This window comes from Alteromonas sp. 4NH20-0056 (assembly GCF_057539655.1).
In genome coordinates, this window is the sequence record NZ_BAAJLS010000002.1 from 318973 (window position 1) to 337670 (window position 18698).

The following is an 18698-nucleotide window of genomic DNA, read 5'->3' on the forward strand; positions in this document are numbered from 1 at the left end:
TAGACAATCTTCCCTAAGGTTTCCGCTTTATACATAAAGCACCGAAGAGAAGACAAACTAAACAACGTTGTACTCACAGTGATCCGATATGGCTCACCTGCTAATGCAGAGATTCTGGCAAAACGACCAGATCACTGCGAACTTCTATTCTCACATGTCATGAGAAATTAAATTTCTAACCGTCGTAACGCGCGCTGAACGCGACTATCACGCTGGTTAATGGTTAATAACGTTTTTTCGATGAATGCAAGGTGCGTATTACACGCCTGGCGCGCGGCCTCGGGGTCTCGCGCAGCAATTGCTTCAACAATTTCTCGACGCTGTCTCGCTATGTCGTTACCGGTATCGGTGTGCATAGCCAGCATGTCTAAATTTCGTTCGATATTCTCAACTAACATACTTTGCATCGTACTCATTACGTGCAATAGCACCATGTTATGAGAGGCTCGCGCCATAATAATGTAAAACTGCCCGAGAGCTTCTGCTTGCTGCCGCTTGCTTTCGCCCGCTTCAGGGGTTGGCAATTCGTTCAATGCGGTTTTTAACGCATCGTAGTCTTCGGGTTGCCCTCGAAGTGCAGCATAGTATGCAGCCATACCTTCAAGCGCGTGTCTGAACTCCAAAAGATCAAACTGTGTTTCTGGACGTTTACTGACTAACGCCATCAGTGGGTCGGTCATTGCTGAGTTTAAATTGCGATTAACAAACGTACCGCCTCCCTGCTTTCGGTCCACTAAACCACGCGCTTGCAAATTACCGATTGCCTCTCGTAGTGAAGGTCGAGACACATCGAACTGCAACGCCAGCTCTCTTTCGGGAGGGAGTTTTTGGCCTGCCAATAAAGAGCCGTCAAGAATCATCGATTCAAGTTGCTCAGTTATTACATCTGCAAGTTTCTTTCGCTGCTGACGCATGCGGCTACCCTATTTTCTACTTATGTCGAGGCGCTAGTGTAAAATAAATGAACAATAAATCAATATTGGTAATACCATTTTACCTATACAGTTTAAGGCAGTTCTATTCTTAGGTAAACACTCTCAAGCATAGCAAAGCCTTGGCGTATTGCTCGATGCCTTCCTTTATCATTGAAAATAATAGAAAAAGTAACTAATGCCGAACTGGTCTGATGAGGAAGAATGGAGAAGATTTAACGTAGAAGATGGCTGATTTATATGTCATTTTTCTACAATCAGCCAACAGTTGGTAACGAGAAGGGCAACAGACTAGACACAATTAATGCGTTTTTATTAGCAGTACACTAAGCCAATGAGCCAACAACCGTTAACGCTGAGGTAATAACTAATAAAAAGATAACATTTCGCTTAGCAAGCTTAACCAGAACTTGGGGCTCAATAGCAGCATTGTTTTGCTGTGCTTCCTGTTCTTCTGGCGTTAACATTTCAGCCTTTGAAGATACATGTGTAAGCAATATATACGCTGATACATTGAGCGAAAAGACGTGACTAAGCCATTCAGACAGTGCGCGCGAAAAGTGCCCCATCATTAACATTCCGAATGCGGTGATCCTTACCGGAATATAATCAAGCGCAAACATAAGATTTAATGCCGCGTCTCGCAAAGGATGTTGCCGATTACACAACACTTCTGTCGTGCTTCGGCTAAGGGAATAGAACAACGCTCCTGGCGCGCCAAAGGCAATAAAAAACAGCATGACAGCAGCATAATGTTGGTAGTTTAGCCACGTTAAATGTTGACCAAAACTTCGACCTTCTTCTTGGGCATTGTGTGAATGCGGTACTTCACTTGTGCAGTGACCTAACTGGTCTGTATACATACTGCATGCTTGCACATCACCGCGGTGTGCTGCGTTTAAGAAGCACTTATACGTCGCGCGCAATGCAGGACAACCTATACAAACAAATAATATAAAACTTTGCTCAATAAACGTGAGGAAGGTACCTAGCAACCAATGCTCAATTGCACCTAGAAGTAACGCTGGTAGCAACAAACTCAAGTATAAAGTGAACGCTGATGAACTGTTGGTAAGCCAACCTTTACCCGCTATCCATTCTCGATATTGCTCGGCATACTTTTCAATATGCCAATTAGGTTGTTTATTAACCAGGCGTTCTACGCTCAATACCAGCAACAAACTCATTAAAATCATGCTAAACCCTTATTTTTATTGAGGTAGCTTAAGAGGACGACGATAAACTGGTTCTAAACCGTGCCCAATCAAACGCGCATCCAGGATCCGTTTTTCTTCCCGGAGCAATATCATTATGCCCCACAATACGCCCTAAAGTGATCCGAGGATAGTGAGAACGGATGAAATTGGAAACTTCACTAAGTGTTTGATATTGCTCGTCGGTATAAGGGAGCGTATCGGTTCCCTCTAATTCAATACCAATTGAAAAGTCATTACAACGGGAGACGCCTTGAAACGTGGAGACACCCGCATGCCATGCACGTGCATTAAAAGGCACAAACTGTTCTACCTTGCCCGTACGATAAATCACACAATGCGCGGAGACTCGCAGCCCTGCAATATCCTTATAAAATGGGTGTTCACTCGGGTTAAGCGTTCCGGTGAATAATTGCCGAATACCGCTCGTACCAAACTGCGAGGGAGGTAAAGAAATATTATGGATAACCAGTAAGCTTACTTCCGCTCCCGCTGGCCGTTCATCGTAATGTGGGCAATCTACTTGAGTAGCGTTTTCGTATAACGTCATGTTAATTCATCTTTTACTGTATTACTGTTAACTACACTGGCACGAAATGGCATTGTAAAGAACAGGAAGAACAACAAAAACAACGATTTCTGTCAAACTAAACCGCCACTACGGAACCAAAAGTTAACTAAGTAGTAGTAGTGAACAGCGCATACAGGTAAACAAGGGTATTAAATGAGCGATATGAATAGCGAGCACGGCGACAGTACTGCCGGAAAGTGGATGGTCATACTCGCGTGGGTTTGTGGTTTCGGGTTACTCGTCTTTGTCTTTTCAGATTTGTTAGAAAAACAGGTTAATCCAAACTCGACACCGGAGTCTCAGCGTGTGGGTTCGCAAACAGAAGTGCGGCTGAAACAAAATAGAGCAGGTCACTATGTCACTACAGGGTTTATTAACGGTGAAGAAGTGACCTTTCTGGTTGATACTGGCGCGACAGATGTTGCCGTACCCGCTCACCTGGCGAAAAGATTACAACTAGAAGCAGGAAGACAAGGCTTAGCGCGAACGGCCAACGGTACAGTGCGCATTGCAGAGTCTCGTATTAATACCCTACGCATTGGCGATATTGTAGTGCGCGACGTTGAAGCAAATTTAAACCCTGGTATGCAAGATGACCATATTTTGCTTGGAATGAGCGTTCTTCGCCAATTAGAGTTTACTCAGCGCGGAGATTGGTTAATATTGCGTACCCTTTAGCTGACTAGTGCAAATAACATGACATCTCCTGACATTCACGCAATTCGTGAACAAGTAAAGCAAGCATTGATAGAAGACCTTGGCGGCGAACTTAATGCCAGCAATGATATTACTGCAAACCTTATTGATAAAAGTGTGACAGCGAATGCGACCATTATTACCCGCGAACCGTGCGTGGTGTGTGGGGTATCGTGGGTAAATGAAGCCTTTGCACTTATTGACGACACTGTTTCATTAGACTGGCACGTTAGCGAAGGTGATAAGGTTGATGCCAACACCATACTGGTTAGCTTGTCAGGTTCGGCACGCGCAATATTGACCGCTGAAAGAACAGCATTAAACTTTTTTCAAACCTTATCAGGTACCGCAACGACAACATCCCGCTATGCAGCACTTCTTGAGGGAAGCAACACCAAGATTCTCGATACAAGAAAAACGCTACCCGGTTTACGACTTGCTCAAAAGTATGCCGTAGCCTGCGGCGGTGGTAAGAACCATCGCATTGGGCTATTTGACGCCTTTCTGATAAAAGAGAACCATATTTTTTCTTGTGGTGGTATTGAACAAGCGGTTCAGCGCGCAAAAACGATGATGCCCGGTAAGTTAGTCGAAGTGGAAGTTGAAAATCATCAAGAGTTAGAGGACGCGTTATCAGCTGGCGCTGACATTATTATGTTAGACAACTTCACTAATGAACAGATCCAACATGCAGTTGCACTAACACAAGGGCAAGCTAAACTTGAAGTGTCAGGAAATATTACTGACGAGAGACTCTCATCGTTAGCTACCTTGGGAGTAGATTACATTTCATCAGGCGCGCTGACAAAACATGTAAATGCAATAGACCTGTCATTGCGTATAGCGCTTGGTACAAAGTAGCGCTCTCGCGCGAGGCGGTTTAAGTAAGAGGAAATGTTTGCGCATTACCTCTCGACAGGCGAAAGGTATTGGTCGACGGTGCAGTGGACGCCGCATGTATAATAGGCTATAACTAAGGTAACTTACGGATTATTATACGAAAGTTTAACTAGCCACGTATGCAAAGCGCTGTTGATACATGTCATACTGTAAAACGAAGACATCGGTATAGTTTCTTATACTTGTCACAGACAAATAAAATTCTATACTGAGCATCAAGTACCGGGGTCGTTTAAAAGGACGTCTCAGGTATAAACGTCAATTTGAAGATATTTTAACTTTACGTGTTATACACGTCCCGGAGAAAGACCATGAAAAACATGAACACTAAAAACCAAAACGGTTTCACCCTAATCGAACTAATGATTGTTGTAGCAATCATCGGTATTCTTGCTGCTATCGCATTACCTGCCTATCAGAACTACACGCAAAAAGCGAAGTTCACTGAAGTGACTAACGCGACAGCTGCTGCGAAAACCTCTGTAGAAATTTGCTATGCATCTACCAATGACATTACTGCATGTGACGGCGGTACTAACGGCATTCCAGCTGACATTACTGCGTCAGCAGCTGCAGCTACAGTTGACGTTGTTGGCGTAAGCACAGCGAATGGTGTAATTACAGCGACTCAGCACGGTGATTTAGGCCTTTCAGGTACTGGTTCATACACATTGACGCCTAACATCGACAATAATCGCATTATCTGGGCTGCTGCTTGCGACCCAGCAACACTATGCTAATTAAGTCATAATTTTCAATAATAAAAGCCCGGTGAATACTGGGCTTTTTTGTCTACATTCCTAGCGAACCATATTAATAGCTGAGTAAAAGTAATGGCAAAAGCAGCAACGATGTTTACCTGGCAAGGCAAAGACCGGCAAGGGCAGTCTCGTAAAGGCGAAATTTCAGCAACATCGCTGTCAGAGGCTAAAAACTTACTTCGCCGACAAGGTATTTCAGCGAACAAAGTTAAAAAACTTAGCAAACCCCTATTTGGCCGTGGTGGTCAAAAAATCGTTGCCGCCGACATTTCTGTTGTATCTCGCCAAATCGCGACCATGCTTGCTGCAGGTGTTACGTTAATACAGTCGTTAGAGATGATAGCGCAAGGCCATGCTAAAGCGTCTATGCGAAAGCTATTAACGCAAATAACCGATGAAGTAAAAAGCGGTAATCCCCTCTCCGGCGCGTTAAGAAAACACCCAGACTACTTTGACGACTTATATTGTGACTTGGTGTATACCGGTGAACAATCTGGTGCACTGGAGCTTATTTACGACCGAATCGCTACCTATAAAGAAAAAGCCGAGGCGCTAAAGTCGAAAATTAAAAAAGCGATGTTTTACCCTATCGCGGTTGTGGTTGTCGCCTTTATTGTAACTACAATTCTACTTATTTTCGTGGTTCCTCAATTTGAGGAAATTTTTAGTAGCTTTGGTGCAGAATTGCCAGCGTTTACACAGTTTGTTTTAGCCATTTCTCGATTTGTGCAAGATTACGGTATTTTTATTGCGATTGGGATGGGCGGCGCAGGCGCAATGTTTATGCGCGCCCACAAAAAGAGCCAAAAGCTTAGGGATAATGTTGATAAAAATGTTCTCAAAATACCTGTGATTGGCGAAATACTTAAAAAAGCGAGTATTGCCCGCTTCACAAGGACACTTGCCACCACTTTTGCCGCCGGTGTTCCTTTAATTGGTGCATTAGAATCAGCGGCAGGCGCGTCAGGTAATGCGGTTTTTCGTGATGCTATTTTATTTATGCGAAAAGAAGTTGCCGGCGGTATGCCCATGCATACGGCGATGAGGGCAACCAATGTGTTCCCTGATATGGTTACGCAGATGATTGCCATTGGTGAAGAATCCGGTGCGGTTGATGAAATGCTAAGTAAAATTGCCACCATCTATGAGGCAGAGGTTGATGACATGGTTGATGGCTTAACCAGCTTACTTGAACCCATGATCATGGCTGTACTCGGTGTTGTCATTGGTGGCTTAATTGTTGCGATGTACTTGCCTATATTCCAGATGGGTGATGTGGTGTAGTATTCCTTTCGTTTTTGGCGGCAAACATGCCGCTACTAGCAAGTTTTTTTCATCATAACCCACACGACATAATAAAGAGTTTGCCTTAATGGAATCGGTTATTTTTTTAAGCCAGCAATACCCTACGTTCTTTTTTATCATGGTTTTCCTTGTAAGCTTAATGGTGGGAAGTTTTTTAAACGTTGTTATTTATCGCCTTCCAATAATGATGGAAAACAGCTGGAAAGAAGAATATGACACGTATTTTAACAACGAACCTACCACTCCCGTTTCCCCTTTCAATCTGTCGAAACCAGACAGTACATGCCCACACTGCAACCACAAAATAAGAGCCTGGGAAAACATACCGGTACTTAGCTACATATTCTTAAAAGGCAAATGTGCCTCATGTAAAACATCTATTTCGATGCGCTATCCGCTGGTTGAGCTTTTTACCGCAATTTCGTGTACTGCTGCAGCCTATTATTTCGGCCCCTCCACACAGGCGCTGTGGGCTATTGCCTTTACTTACGTACTTATTGCGTTACTTTTTATCGACCTTGATAAAATGCTATTACCCGACCAACTAACCTTACCGTTACTCTGGGTTGGGCTACTCCTTAGCACTCAGCACGTTTTTGTTGATACAACCGATGCCATTTTGGGCGCGGCGTTTGGTTATTTAAGTTTATGGTCGGTGTATTGGTTGTTCAAATTAACCACCGGTAAGGAAGGAATGGGTTACGGCGACTTTAAACTGTTAGCAGCACTTGGGGCATTCACTGGGTGGCAGGGGTTACCTATTATTATATTACTTTCTTCATTTGTGGGGGCAATCGCAGGCATTGCTATCATGGTAATACAAAATAAAGGGAAATCACTGGCTATTCCATTTGGCCCCTATCTCGCGGTAGCCGGTTGGCTTACGTTACTTTACAAAGACGCCATTACAACCACCTATTTAAACTGGGTTCTTTCATAATGAAAAATAAGTATGTCGTAGGGTTAACCGGTGGAATAGGTAGCGGTAAATCAGCAGTCAGCAATCGCTTCGCTGAGCTTGGTATTGATATCATCGACGCCGACGAAATTGCCAGAGAAGTAGTGGCTAAAGGCAGCATTGGGCTCTTAGAAATTGAAAAGCATTTTGGTCCATCCATGTTACTCGAGAACGGCTCTCTAAACCGTCCAGTACTAAGAGAGCGCGTGTTCTACAACAAAGAAGAACAAGCATGGCTAAACGCCCTATTACATCCACTTATTCGTGAGCGAATGCATCAGCTAATTGAGCAATCTCAAAGTGATTATTGTATTTTGGCTGTCCCGTTATTGGTTGAGAATAAACTAACGGTAATGTGTGACCGCGTGCTTGTTGTTGATTGCCCCGAAGCGTTGCAAATAACGCGAGCGACCCTGCGCGATGGCAGTACGACACAAACCATAAAAAATATTATGGCGGCGCAAGCATCACGAGACGATAGGCTTAGCGCTGCAGATGACGTTATTGATAACAGTGGCACACTGGAAAGCTTGTTACCCCAAGTACACGCGTTACACGCACAATATCTTTCAAAAAGTGCGCTCCGGACACGTTAAACTCCGATTTTTCGCACAGAATACATAAAAATACGCGTTTGTTTAAAAGTCGGCTTGGCTTAAACCGTTACATGCATTAGGCTTAACGGCTAAGTAACTGTGTTTAAAGGATAACCATGAGCGACGCTGTTTTCGAGTTCCCGTTAAAGGAAAAAGTACGTAATTATTTGCGTGTAGAACAGCTCATAGGTCAATTAAAGGCAACGGCTAAAATTGACAGCCCCCACATTCAACTGGTTTTTTTTGAACAACTTTTCGAGCTTCTTGACCTCATCGAGCGCTTAGATTTGCGTTCTGATATGGGGAAAGACCTAGAAGCTCATGAAAAAAATCTCGTCTACTGGTCTCGTCACCCTAAAATAGACAGTACCGCACTTGAGCAAGCGCTTAAAACCGTACTGTCGCTTAAAACGAAAATAAAGAACGAACGACGTTTTGGTAGCGCGTTAAAAGAAGATAAATTTTTAGGTAGTATAAGACAACGCTTTGCTATTCCTGGCGGTGCGTGTAGCTTTGACTTACCCAACCTTCATTTCTGGTTACAACAGCCAACAGAGTTAAAACAACGGGATATTGCTCAATGGCTTGATTCGCTGTCGATGCTTGATGATGCCATTGCGGTCAGTGTCTCGTTTATTAGAGAGCGCGGGCAATTTAGTACGGTAACGGCAGATAATGGCTTTTACCAAGGTGTCGCAGAAGATAAAAACGAACTGATCAGAGTTCGCTGTCGCACCGACCAAGGTTATTACCCAACACTCAGCGGTAACAAATATCGCTATGCACTTCGCTTCATGCAATTCACGCCACCTGAAGGTCAAAGTGCAGCTATTGATTCTGATATTCAATTTGCACTAGCCGCTTGTTAAACTAGCCCCATTAACCCTTATCGGAGTGTTTCTATGGTTGTAAACTGCCCAACGTGTGCTGCGCCTGTAACATGGTCTAGCGACAGTGAGTATCGCCCTTTTTGTAGCAAAAAATGCCAACTTATTGATTTAGGTGAATGGGCAACCGAAGAGCGAAAAATTGCAACGGAAAATAGTAAGCGTGATAGCCAAAACGACATTGATATAGAAGATATAGAGGCCATGTTAAGCCAACAATCTGATGACTTTTTTAAGCATTAAGGAAAGAAAAATGATTAAAAGTATTGCGCTTGTTGGTGGTACACACGGCAACGAGATGAGCGGTATCCAGCTTATCCAAAATTGGGAAAACCAAGGCACACCATCACGCTTTGACCTCTTAGATATTACGCTTTATACGGCCAACCCCGCCGCTATTGCAGCTAACACCCGTTTTTTGGAAGAAGATCTTAACCGCCAGTTTACCCACGCTGCTCTTGAAGAGGCGACGTCATCGCAGGAAAATGAACTCGCTAAAACCATCAACCAACAGCTTGGTCCAAAAGGCGCTTCAGCAACTGATTTAGTCATCGATATTCATAACACCACAAGTCATATGGGCGCCACATTAATCATTCTTGATACCAGTGATTTTTATGTGCAAATGGCACGGTACGTTAAGCAACACATGCCTGAATCAAATATCTTGGTTGAAGATGAGAAAGCGTATTTGGAGCATGGCTATTTATGTACCACGGGTAAATATGGTGTAATGATAGAAGTGGGCGCACAGCCCCAAGGTGTGTTACGAGAAGACGTATTTTTATCGACGCAAAAAATGGCTGAAGTGCTTCTCGACTTTTGTATCGCATTTAATAACGAAGAATGTGGTGACCTGCCACCTTGCGAAGCGTTTAGACTTGGTGAAAATATCTCTTTTCCACTCGATGAAGACGGCAACCGTACCGCCATGATTCATCATGCACTGCAAGATAGCGATTTTGTTCCGCTGGTTACAGGTGCACCTATGTTTAGAACCTTCGATGGGAAAGATATCGTATGGCAGGCTGATGAAACCACGTACCCGCATTTCATCAACGAAGCGGCCTACAATAAACTTCACGTGGCCTTTGCCACATCAACGCTTATTACCCTGTAAAGGGTAGTAAATTCAGCAGTACCGCAATAAAAAAACGCGCCTATGCGCGTTTTTTGTTCTAATCGTTGTAGCTTATGTTAAGCAAGTAGCGCGTCAATAATCGCGACATTTGCTACTGGAAACCTATCGGGGTCTAGAGCGGTCTTTTCCACCCACTCGTGGGCTTGCCCTTCTTTACCATGCGGCTCGCCGGAAAACGATGTCACGTTGTGAACATCGAGTTTTACCACCTTATCGCCGTAGTCATGGGTAATAACCGTAAGCGGGGTGCTCTCGCGAACCTCTATCCCTATTTCTTCAAACAACTCTCTCGACAGTGCTTCTTGAACAGTTTCATTCGCCTCGACCTTTCCGCCGGGGAATTCCCACAAACCGCCCTGATGAACATCATCGGGGCGAAGAGTGACAAAGATACGTTCATCACGGCAGACAACACCCACCGCTACGTGAACCACCTTCATTAGCTAAGCTTACCGTGGCACTGCTTGTATTTCTTACCAGAACCACACGGGCATGGGTCATTACGACCTACCTTCGGGCCATTGCGTACTTCCGAACGTACCTTATCGCTAGCCGCTTCTGGTGTTGCGGTCGTTTCTTCATGCTTAAAGTTCTTTGGTACGTCATCGGCTTGGCGACGTTGCTCTTCTACTTTTTCAACATCCTCTTCAGCCTGTACTTTCACACGAGCAAGAATAGTAATAACTTCAACCTTCAAGGCCTCAAGCATTTGTGAAAACAACGCGAATGACTCACGCTTGTATTCTTGCTTAGGGTTTTTCTGGGCATACCCACGAAGGTGAATACCTTGTCGTAAGTGATCCATCGCAGCCAAATGTTCTTTCCAGTGGCTGTCTAAGTTCTGAAGCATTACTGCTTTCTCGAACTGACGGATAACCTGCTCACCCACCACAGATTCTTTCGCTTTGTAGGCCGCAATAATTTCATTAAGAATGCGTTCTCTAAGCTTCTCTTCATAAAGCTTATCATCGTTTTCAAGCCAAGTTTTTAAAGGAAGCGCGACAGCAAAGTCTGCTTTTAAGCGCTCTTCTAGGCCATTCACGTCCCACATTTCTTCCAGCGATTGAGGTGGGATATATTCGTCGACAACACTGCTTACAACATCTTCACGTATTGCAGCAATGGTTTCGCTAATATCACCCTCATCAAGCAGTTCATTACGCTGTTCGTAAATTACTTTACGTTGATCGTTTGCAACGTCATCATATTCTAGCAATTGTTTACGAATATCGAAGTTACGCCCTTCTACCTTACGCTGAGCGTTCTCGATAGCCCGTGATACCCACGGATGTTCAATTGCCTCGCCTCGCTCCATACCCAAACGTTTCATCATATTGCCCATTTTTTCTGAGGCAAATATGCGCATTAGCGCGTCATCTAATGATAGATAGAAACGGCTTGAACCCGGGTCGCCTTGACGGCCAGAGCGGCCACGCAGCTGATTATCAATACGACGTGATTCGTGACGTTCAGTACCAATAATATGCAAGCCGCCTGATGCTAATACGTTGTCATGACTCTCCTTCCACTGCGCTTTAACTTTATCGATTTGAGCCTGTGTAGGATTCTCAATTTTTTCAAGTTCAGCCTGCCAGTTTCCTCCCAGCACGATATCCGTGCCGCGTCCTGCCATGTTGGTAGCAATAGTTACGGCGCCGGCTTTACCCGCTTGGGCTACGATGTCGGCTTCATGCTCATGGAATTTCGCATTAAGTACTTTATGAGGGATTTTCTCTTTCTTAAGAATACGAGAAATAAGCTCAGAGTTTTCGATAGATACCGTACCCACAAGTGTCGGTTGGCCGCGCTTAACGCACGCTTTTATATCGTCGACAATGGCTTCGTATTTCTCTTCCGCCGTTAAGTAGATAAGGTCGGCGTGATCTTTACGTTGCATCGGTCTATTAGTAGGAATAACAACAGTTTCTAGACCGTATATGTGTTGGAATTCAAACGCTTCTGTATCTGCAGTACCCGTCATGCCCGCAAGCTTATTAAACAAGCGGAAGTAATTCTGGAACGTGATAGAGGCAAGTGTTTGGTTTTCGTTTTGAATACGAACCCCTTCTTTTGCTTCTACGGCTTGATGTAAGCCTTCAGACCAACGACGCCCTTCCATTGTACGACCAGTATGTTCATCAACAATAACAATCTGATCTTCTTTAACAATATAATCAACATCTCGAGCAAACAATTTATGTGCGCGCAACGCGGCATTAATGTGGTGCAAGAGCGAGATATTGCCTGCGGCGAATAGCGACTCACCCTCAGGTAGCACGCCGGCTTCTTGCAGAATTTCTTCTACATGAAGTTGCCCGCGCTCGGTAAGATGAATTTGCTTAGCTTTAAGGTCGATAGTGTAGTCACCATCTCCCTCTTGCCCTTCTTCATCTTCTTTTTCTTGCTGGATAAGTTTAGGAATAATGGTATTAATGCGGCGGTAGAGTTCAGAGCTGTCTTCAGCTTGCCCAGAGATGATAAGCGGTGTACGCGCCTCATCGATAAGAATCGAGTCAACTTCATCCACAACCGCGTAATTAAGCTCGCGTTGAACGCGATCTTGAGGGCTGAATGCCATGTTATCGCGTAGATAATCAAAACCGAATTCGTTATTCGTGCCATACGTAACGTCAGCCTGATAAGCATCACGCTTTTGCTCTGAAGACAACCCAGGAACGTTACATCCAACGCGCATACCGAGAAAAGAGAAAAGCTGATTACTCCACTCGGCGTCACGACGAGCAAGGTAATCGTTAACCGTTACCACATGCACGCCCTTACCCGACAATGCATTTAGGTACGTAGGAAGTGTGGCAGTTAACGTTTTACCTTCACCCGTGCGCATTTCAGAAATTTTGCCTTGGTGTAAAACTTGGCCACCGAGCATTTGCACATCAAAATGACGCATGCCGTATACACGCTTACTGGCCTCTCTTACTGTGGCAAAAGCCTCAGTAAGCAGATCATCGAGGGTTTCCCCTTTTTCAATCCGCGCTTTAAATTCTTCAGTTTTAGCTTTTAGCGCCTCATCAGAAAGCTTTTCGTACTCTGCTTCCAGTGCATTGATGGCATCTACATTTTTTTGTAATTTTTTTAATAGACGGTCATTTCGGCTACCGAATACTTTTCTAAGGATGCTTGAAAACATTAGCTTGTATATTCCACTACTTGTCGAGGCGCTGTGCTGATAGCCACAGCTATATTAAAACGTAAAAGGCGCGCCTTTTTAAGGCGTACCAAGCGATATTAGTTGCGTAAACACACGTTTACTTACCTGGCTGCTACCAACGCTATTTTTTATAAACGTAAGGTAGAGGATCGATTTGCTTACCGTTTCTTATTACTTCGTAGTGAACATGAGCACCGGTCGAGCGACCAGTGTTGCCCATTTTGGCAACCGCTTGTCCTTTCGTAACAACGTCACCGATGGATACAAGAAGATTATCATTGTGCCCATATCGGGTCACAAAACCATCTCCATGCTCAATTTCAATCAGCTGGCCATAACCATAACGCTCGCCAGCCCAAGTAATAATACCCGCAGCAGTAGCGACAACGTTCTCTCCTGCTTTACCAGCGAAATCCAAGCCTTTGTGCATGGCAGGTTCACCAGTAAACGGATCGGCCCGCATACCATAATAAGACGACAACCATCCTGACTCTATCGGACGACCAGATAATTGGCTCTGTTCGTGGATATGGTGACCCCGCACTAAACTTTCAAGCATAGAAAGTTGTTGAGACTTAATATCAAGAGACGCTTCAAGTTGCGCAATCTCTTTAAGTATGGGGTCATCGTGGACGTTGTCCGGAATCGAAACAGGTACGAATGCGTCCAGGTCAGTCGCAGTCATACCAAGTTCAGACGCTATTTGCTTACCCTTTTCATCAAGCAGTGTTGCCTTAGCAGACAAGCTTGCAATATGGGAAAGCAATGCATTTAATTTAATTGTGGTTTGATGTTTTAGGGCTTTTACATCGGTTTGCGTCTCGTTAATTTCAGATTGCGCGAGACGCACACGTGACACATCTTCAGACACTGATTCAGTCGAACGACTTGAAACCAGCATAAAAATAGACGATAACACAGTCGCGCTCACCAATGTGCGCACGCTTATACTGTGTTTATAGCGTCTATTCTTGCCTGTTAATGTTATTGTTAATTTCATACCACAACTAAGAAATTTGTTCATTCGCATGGCCGACCCAGCGCAAGCTGCACAACGGTCGAGTATCGTTAGCCTATAATGGGGTAATAACGAAGTTTATCTGCGATGAATTAAGGTTACTGATGCTTACTTTATCATTTATAGCACTAAATGCTACCTGTAAAAAAACCGCCAAGTAGGCGGTTTTTAATTTTTAAGCCAGCGCTGGCATAGCATAACGAATTGGCGCGGCTTCTTGAGACTCGTAAGTCACGAATTCCCAACACTCTTTTTGCGCTAACAACGCATTTAATAATTTGTTATTTAAACCGTGGCCTGTTTTGTAGGCTCGCAGCTCACCGATAAGACTATGCCCACCTAGGTACAAATCACCGATTGCGTCTAGGATTTTATGCTTTAAGAACTCATCGTCATAACGTAACCCTTCAGGGTTAAGTACGCGAAACTCATCGAGCGCAACAGCATTTTCCATGCTACCGCCTAAAGCAAGATTATTCGCGTTCATGTATTCTAAGTCGCGCATGAAACCAAACGTACGCGCACGACTAACTTCGTTAACGTACGAGCACGAATCAAAATCCATCGTCATATGCTGGCGCGTTTGACTAATCACTGGATGATCGAAGTCAATCTGAAAATCTACTCTGAAACCGTTATAAGGAACCAATTCGGCCCACTTATCGTCTTCTTCTACGCGAACAGGTTTCTTGATGCGAATAAATTGCTTTGGTGCATTAAGTTCTTCAATGCCAGCGGATTGCAATAGGAATACGAAAGGGCTTGCACTTCCGTCCATGATAGGAAGCTCATTACTGTCCACTTCGACAATAATGTTATCGATCCCCAAACCCGCTAGCGCTGAAGCAAGATGTTCAACCGTTTGAATGGTCACGCCATCTTCATTATTTAAACACGTACACAGCATGGTATTACCCACCGCGTTTGCGCGCGATGGAATATCAACATGAGGTTCAAGGTCAACACGCCTAAACACGATACCCGTGTTTGCAGGCGCAGGCCGGAGAGTCATTGTGACCTTTTCCCCTTTATGAAGCCCAATTCCGGTTTCTTGTACCGGCTGCTTAATAGTACGTTGTCTAATCATATGCTTATGCTTTTACCTATCAAAAAAGCGGTCGCGTATTATAGTGAGTTATCACTTACTTGTCAAAAAACACGCAATTTCGAACGCAAAACTGATCTAAAAACACACAATTTTCACTGCGTATTCTATTCTTTTTAATAATTTACCGTTACTTACAGACAACAATAAACCTTAAAAATTCAATCTATTTCTAGACTGAATGGTTAGTCAGCTTGTTTGCGCAGAAACGCTGGAATATCTAAATATTCTAAGTCATTTCCGGGCTGAGCATCGTCCTCAGCTTTAAGTGCTTGATTGCCTTCTGTTCCACCTACCGAAGCACGTGATTCAGAAGCAACGCTGCTACCATACTCTTTCGCTGGCGTCGTCAAACGTGAACCTTCTGTGCTAACCAGTGAAATATCGGGCTTGCGCTCTGCACCGATACCAGTAGCAACGACAGTAACGCGAAGCTCATCAGTCATTTCCATATCGATAACCGTACCGACAACAACGGTGGCGTTCTCAGACGCAAACGCTTTCACTGCGTTACCAACGGTTTCAAACTCGTCAATGGCAAAATCAGGACCTGCTGTGATATTCACTAGAATTCCACGAGCACCTGACAAATCAATATCTTCAAGCAATGGACTTGCGATAGCTGCTTCTGATGCTTCTTCAGCGCGGTCTGGACCACTTGCTGCGCCGCTGCCCATCATTGCTTTACCCATTTCTGACATTACGGTTCGTACGTCAGCAAAATCCACGTTGATAAGACCTGGACGTGTAATCAGTTCGGCAATACCTTGGACTGCTCCGCGAAGTACATCATTTGCCGCGCTAAATGCTTGCAACAATGGCGTACCTGGACCCATTACTTTTAGTAATTTTTCATTAGGGATAGTAATGAGTGAATCAACATTGTTTGCCAATTCAACTGTACCTTGCTCTGCAAACGACGTGCGTTTCTTCCCTTCAAACGGGAAAGGCTTAGTCACAACAGCGACAGTAAGAATACCCATCTCACGTGCAATTTTGGCAACTTCAGGCGCCGCGCCTGTCCCTGTACCACCGCCCATACCGGCAGTAATAAACACCATATCAGCACCCTCAAGTGCCTGACGGATGGTTTCGCGGTCTTCCTGTGCAGCTTCACGACCAATATTTGGATCTGCGCCTGCACCTAACCCTTTAGTTACACTTGAGCCAATTTGAAGGGTAACATCAGCACTTGAACTACGCAGTACCTGTGCGTCGGTGTTGACCGCAATAAACTCTACGCCTTCAATACTGTGAGACACCATGTGCTCAATAGCATTACCACCGCCACCGCCAACGCCGATGACTTTTATTACGGCTTCTTCGCCGTGACTATCCATTAATTCGAACATACTTACTCTCCGGTTGTACGTCTTCAACACGTCGCTATGTCATACGCTACGATGTCGCTTCCTGCTCATCGTTATGCCGTCGCGACAGCGCCCCTAAAATTTAAAATTCACCTTTAAACCAGCTTTGCACACGATGAAATAAACTCTCACCGTTTTTCGGCGTACTGGACTTCTTATTATCAGATTGCACTTTACCGTATTGCAAAAGCCCAACGACAGTAGCAAACCCAGCATCATCAACGTATTCAGATAACCCTTTTACGTTAATGGGGTTCCCCACTCTTACGGGCATTTGAAAGATTTCCTCTGCAAATTCAACCGCGCCTTCCATTTTGGCCGTACCGCCAGTAAGCACTAGGCCCGCGGCAATTTGCTCTTCCAAACCACTGGCACGAATCTCATCATGAACCAGTTCAAAAAGCTCTTGATAGCGAGGTTCAATCACCTCTGCAAGCGTGTGGCGCGACATAATACGAGCAGGTCGCCCCCCCACACTGGGTACTTCAATACTGTCTTCCATGCTCACCATATCTTTCAGTGCGCAGGCATAGTTGACCTTAATTTCTTCAGCATTGCTGATTGGCGTGCGAAATATTTTAGCAATATCACTGGTTATTTGATTCCCAGCAACAGGAATAACCGCAGTATGTCTAATTGCGCCATCGGTGTAGATTACCATATCCATAGTGCCGCCGCCGATATCTACGACGCAAACACCCAATTCTTTTTCATCATCGGTCAACACGGCATAACTAGACGCCAATGCTGAGAAGATAAGTTGATCGGCATTTAGTTCACAACGCTCAACACACTTGACCAAATTTTTTGCCATATCATCTGCACAAGTGATGATGTGCGCGTCTGCTTCCATACGCACTCCAGACATTCCAATCGGGTTTTTAATCCCCTCTTGTACGTCGATGGTGAATTCTTGTGGCAATACGTGGAGCAGTCTTCGTTCTGCTGCAATAGGCACGCTGCGGGCAGCATGTATCACATTATCAACGTCTTCCTGCGTCACTTCTTGGTTATTAATGGGCACCATACCATTTTCGTTTTGGCACTTCACATGACGTCCTGAGATAGACATGAAAACTGAAGAAACACGGCAATCTGCCATTAACTCCATCTCGTTTACCGCACGTTGTACCGATTTAACCACTAAATTCAGATCGTTAACGCCACCTTTATCCATGCCTTTCGCAGCATGCGTGCCCACGCCAACAATGCTGATCTGATCATCATCTAATAATTCGCCCACAACAGCCTTTACTTGGCTGGTGCCGATATCTAAGCCAACAATTAAATTGCGTTCGGCTGGTTTTGACATGGTTTCCTTAACTCTCTTTATTCTTCGGGTTGCCGTCGCTGTCTTTCCAACCTACGGCAACGCCTGTGTCATAGCGAAGGTCAATATATTTCACTGACCTTTCTTGTTGCGCCAACAACGGGTATATATCAATAAACCGTTGCAATCTATCAATAAATTCTTGGCGCCCTAAATTTAACTTAATCCCATTGGTCAGCTGCACCTGCCACGCAAATCGTTCACTTAGCGACAACTCATCAATTGTCATCTCAGTGGTCGATATCAACGCATGCATGGCGTTGTAACCTTCCAACGCAGTTTTTTCACTTCCACCAGGCCCAAACAAGTTTGGTAATGATACGTTTTGACCTTCGTCATCAAAGGTATCGCCATAAGGATTTAACAATAAATCTTCATTCCAACGTGCAACGGGTTGTTGTTCAACCAGATAAATCTTTAACGTATTCGGCCACTTCTTTCTTACCGATGCGCGATATACCCAAGGCTGCGCTTCAACAAGCTCAAACACTTCGTTAACATCCAATGCAAAAAAACTGCCTGGCTGAGCTTGCCTGATTAATCGCTCTAACTTGCCCACATTGATGTAGCGATAGTCACCCGAAAAATCAATGACTTGAACCGGGACTTGCTGTTCATCCTGCATGTAATGGCTTGCTTTTATCCCAGCAAAGACAAGCGACGCAAGCACAACGATTAAGAAAGCGATACCGCCCCATAATGCACGTTTGCTCTTTGTCGACGCTGTTTCTACCGAGTGCGTCAT

At 44.5% G+C, this 18698-nt stretch carries 19 protein-coding genes; 9 read left to right on the forward strand and 10 right to left on the reverse strand.

Annotated elements, in window-relative coordinates; all coding sequences use genetic code 11:
* Window positions 1-167: 167 nt before the first annotated feature.
* From AC27EZ_RS04940 to ampD, 3 genes are all read right to left on the reverse strand, one after another.
* Window positions 168-914 carry a GntR family transcriptional regulator gene (locus AC27EZ_RS04940; RefSeq protein WP_487134254.1) on the reverse strand — a complete coding sequence of 249 codons (747 nt, stop codon included), beginning with the start codon at window positions 912-914 and terminating at the stop codon, window positions 168-170.
* Window positions 915-1258: 344 nt separating this feature from the next.
* Window positions 1259-2128, reverse strand: coding sequence for a beta-lactamase regulator AmpE (ampE, locus tag AC27EZ_RS04945; RefSeq protein WP_487134255.1), 870 nt, complete (start codon window positions 2126-2128; stop codon window positions 1259-1261).
* 28 nt (window positions 2129-2156) lie between these two features.
* Window positions 2157-2696, reverse strand: a complete 540-nt coding sequence (gene ampD / locus AC27EZ_RS04950) for a 1,6-anhydro-N-acetylmuramyl-L-alanine amidase AmpD (protein WP_487134256.1) — start codon at window positions 2694-2696, stop codon at window positions 2157-2159.
* A 174-nt stretch (window positions 2697-2870) separates the two neighbouring features.
* Between ampD and AC27EZ_RS04955 the strand changes: the two genes are divergently transcribed.
* From AC27EZ_RS04955 to AC27EZ_RS04995, 9 genes are all read left to right on the forward strand, one after another.
* Entirely contained in the window at window positions 2871-3395 is a 525-nt protein-coding gene (locus tag AC27EZ_RS04955) for a retropepsin-like aspartic protease family protein (protein WP_487134257.1), read from the forward strand.
* Between the two features lie 18 nt (window positions 3396-3413).
* A complete protein-coding gene (nadC, locus tag AC27EZ_RS04960; RefSeq protein ID WP_487134258.1) occupies window positions 3414-4274 on the forward strand; it encodes a carboxylating nicotinate-nucleotide diphosphorylase in 861 nt (286 codons plus the stop codon).
* 350 nt (window positions 4275-4624) lie between these two features.
* Window positions 4625-5053 (forward strand): pilin, encoded by a 429-nt coding sequence (locus AC27EZ_RS04965; RefSeq protein WP_487134259.1) that lies wholly within the window; start codon window positions 4625-4627, stop codon window positions 5051-5053.
* A 93-nt stretch (window positions 5054-5146) separates the two neighbouring features.
* The gene (locus AC27EZ_RS04970; RefSeq protein ID WP_421132196.1) at window positions 5147-6358 is read left to right on the forward strand and encodes a type II secretion system F family protein; all 1212 of its coding nucleotides are present in this window, start codon (window positions 5147-5149) and stop codon (window positions 6356-6358) included.
* 88 nt (window positions 6359-6446) lie between these two features.
* Window positions 6447-7319, forward strand: coding sequence for a prepilin peptidase (locus AC27EZ_RS04975; protein WP_487134260.1), 873 nt, complete (start codon window positions 6447-6449; stop codon window positions 7317-7319).
* A complete protein-coding gene (coaE, locus tag AC27EZ_RS04980; protein WP_487134261.1) occupies window positions 7319-7933 on the forward strand; it encodes a dephospho-CoA kinase in 615 nt (204 codons plus the stop codon). Before AC27EZ_RS04975 ends, coaE begins: the two co-directional genes overlap by 1 nt.
* A 116-nt stretch (window positions 7934-8049) precedes the next feature.
* The gene (gene zapD / locus AC27EZ_RS04985) at window positions 8050-8802 is read left to right on the forward strand and encodes a cell division protein ZapD (RefSeq protein ID WP_487134262.1); all 753 of its coding nucleotides are present in this window, start codon (window positions 8050-8052) and stop codon (window positions 8800-8802) included.
* Window positions 8803-8835: 33 nt separating this feature from the next.
* Window positions 8836-9063, forward strand: a complete 228-nt coding sequence (gene yacG / locus AC27EZ_RS04990; protein WP_487134263.1) for a DNA gyrase inhibitor YacG — start codon at window positions 8836-8838, stop codon at window positions 9061-9063.
* A gap of 10 nt (window positions 9064-9073) precedes the next feature.
* On the forward strand, window positions 9074-9940 hold the full coding sequence (locus AC27EZ_RS04995) for an aspartoacylase (protein ID WP_487134264.1): 867 nt from the start codon (window positions 9074-9076) through the stop codon (window positions 9938-9940).
* Window positions 9941-10017: 77 nt separating this feature from the next.
* Here the strand turns inward: AC27EZ_RS04995 and mutT are convergent, their stop codons facing one another.
* The 7 genes from mutT to AC27EZ_RS05030 all read right to left on the reverse strand — a co-directional run bounded on the left by mutT (window position 10018) and on the right by AC27EZ_RS05030 (window position 18698).
* Window positions 10018-10401 (reverse strand): 8-oxo-dGTP diphosphatase MutT, encoded by a 384-nt coding sequence (gene mutT, locus AC27EZ_RS05000; RefSeq protein WP_487134265.1) that lies wholly within the window; start codon window positions 10399-10401, stop codon window positions 10018-10020.
* Window positions 10401-13109 (reverse strand): preprotein translocase subunit SecA, encoded by a 2709-nt coding sequence (gene secA, locus AC27EZ_RS05005; RefSeq protein ID WP_487134266.1) that lies wholly within the window; start codon window positions 13107-13109, stop codon window positions 10401-10403. Before secA ends, mutT begins: the two co-directional genes overlap by 1 nt.
* Window positions 13110-13251: 142 nt before the next feature.
* Complete coding sequence (locus tag AC27EZ_RS05010) at window positions 13252-14130, reverse strand: peptidoglycan DD-metalloendopeptidase family protein (RefSeq protein ID WP_487134267.1); 879 nt, start codon at window positions 14128-14130, stop codon at window positions 13252-13254.
* Between the two features lie 193 nt (window positions 14131-14323).
* A complete protein-coding gene (lpxC, locus tag AC27EZ_RS05015) occupies window positions 14324-15235 on the reverse strand; it encodes a UDP-3-O-acyl-N-acetylglucosamine deacetylase (RefSeq protein WP_487134268.1) in 912 nt (303 codons plus the stop codon).
* 203 nt (window positions 15236-15438) lie between these two features.
* Window positions 15439-16605, reverse strand: a complete 1167-nt coding sequence (ftsZ, locus tag AC27EZ_RS05020) for a cell division protein FtsZ (RefSeq protein ID WP_487134269.1) — start codon at window positions 16603-16605, stop codon at window positions 15439-15441.
* Window positions 16606-16705: 100 nt separating this feature from the next.
* Window positions 16706-17935, reverse strand: a complete 1230-nt coding sequence (gene ftsA / locus AC27EZ_RS05025) for a cell division protein FtsA (RefSeq protein WP_487134270.1) — start codon at window positions 17933-17935, stop codon at window positions 16706-16708.
* Window positions 17936-17942: 7 nt separating this feature from the next.
* The gene (locus AC27EZ_RS05030; RefSeq protein WP_487134271.1) at window positions 17943-18698 is read right to left on the reverse strand and encodes a cell division protein FtsQ/DivIB; all 756 of its coding nucleotides are present in this window, start codon (window positions 18696-18698) and stop codon (window positions 17943-17945) included.

Excerpts from the sequence above, each read along its gene's own strand:
- nadC (WP_487134258.1), top strand. The coding sequence starts at position 3,414 with ATGACATCTCCTGACATTCACGCAATTCGTGAACAAGTAAAGCAAGCA.
- AC27EZ_RS05010 (WP_487134267.1), bottom strand. The coding sequence starts at position 14,130 with ATGAAATTAACAATAACATTAACAGGCAAGAATAGACGCTATAAACAC.
- secA (WP_487134266.1), bottom strand. The coding sequence starts at position 13,109 with ATGTTTTCAAGCATCCTTAGAAAAGTATTCGGTAGCCGAAATGACCGT.
- AC27EZ_RS04970 (WP_421132196.1), top strand. The coding sequence starts at position 5,147 with ATGGCAAAAGCAGCAACGATGTTTACCTGGCAAGGCAAAGACCGGCAA.
- coaE (WP_487134261.1), top strand. The coding sequence starts at position 7,319 with ATGAAAAATAAGTATGTCGTAGGGTTAACCGGTGGAATAGGTAGCGGT.
- AC27EZ_RS05030 (WP_487134271.1), bottom strand. The coding sequence starts at position 18,698 with ATGACGCACTCGGTAGAAACAGCGTCGACAAAGAGCAAACGTGCATTA.
- yacG (WP_487134263.1), top strand. The coding sequence starts at position 8,836 with ATGGTTGTAAACTGCCCAACGTGTGCTGCGCCTGTAACATGGTCTAGC.
- ampD (WP_487134256.1), bottom strand. The coding sequence starts at position 2,696 with ATGACGTTATACGAAAACGCTACTCAAGTAGATTGCCCACATTACGAT.
- AC27EZ_RS04955 (WP_487134257.1), top strand. The coding sequence starts at position 2,871 with ATGAGCGATATGAATAGCGAGCACGGCGACAGTACTGCCGGAAAGTGG.
- ftsA (WP_487134270.1), bottom strand. The coding sequence starts at position 17,935 with ATGTCAAAACCAGCCGAACGCAATTTAATTGTTGGCTTAGATATCGGC.
- ampE (WP_487134255.1), bottom strand. The coding sequence starts at position 2,128 with ATGATTTTAATGAGTTTGTTGCTGGTATTGAGCGTAGAACGCCTGGTT.
- AC27EZ_RS04965 (WP_487134259.1), top strand. The coding sequence starts at position 4,625 with ATGAAAAACATGAACACTAAAAACCAAAACGGTTTCACCCTAATCGAA.
- ftsZ (WP_487134269.1), bottom strand. The coding sequence starts at position 16,605 with ATGTTCGAATTAATGGATAGTCACGGCGAAGAAGCCGTAATAAAAGTC.
- zapD (WP_487134262.1), top strand. The coding sequence starts at position 8,050 with ATGAGCGACGCTGTTTTCGAGTTCCCGTTAAAGGAAAAAGTACGTAAT.
- lpxC (WP_487134268.1), bottom strand. The coding sequence starts at position 15,235 with ATGATTAGACAACGTACTATTAAGCAGCCGGTACAAGAAACCGGAATT.
- mutT (WP_487134265.1), bottom strand. The coding sequence starts at position 10,401 with ATGAAGGTGGTTCACGTAGCGGTGGGTGTTGTCTGCCGTGATGAACGT.
- AC27EZ_RS04995 (WP_487134264.1), top strand. The coding sequence starts at position 9,074 with ATGATTAAAAGTATTGCGCTTGTTGGTGGTACACACGGCAACGAGATG.
- AC27EZ_RS04975 (WP_487134260.1), top strand. The coding sequence starts at position 6,447 with ATGGAATCGGTTATTTTTTTAAGCCAGCAATACCCTACGTTCTTTTTT.
- AC27EZ_RS04940 (WP_487134254.1), bottom strand. The coding sequence starts at position 914 with ATGCGTCAGCAGCGAAAGAAACTTGCAGATGTAATAACTGAGCAACTT.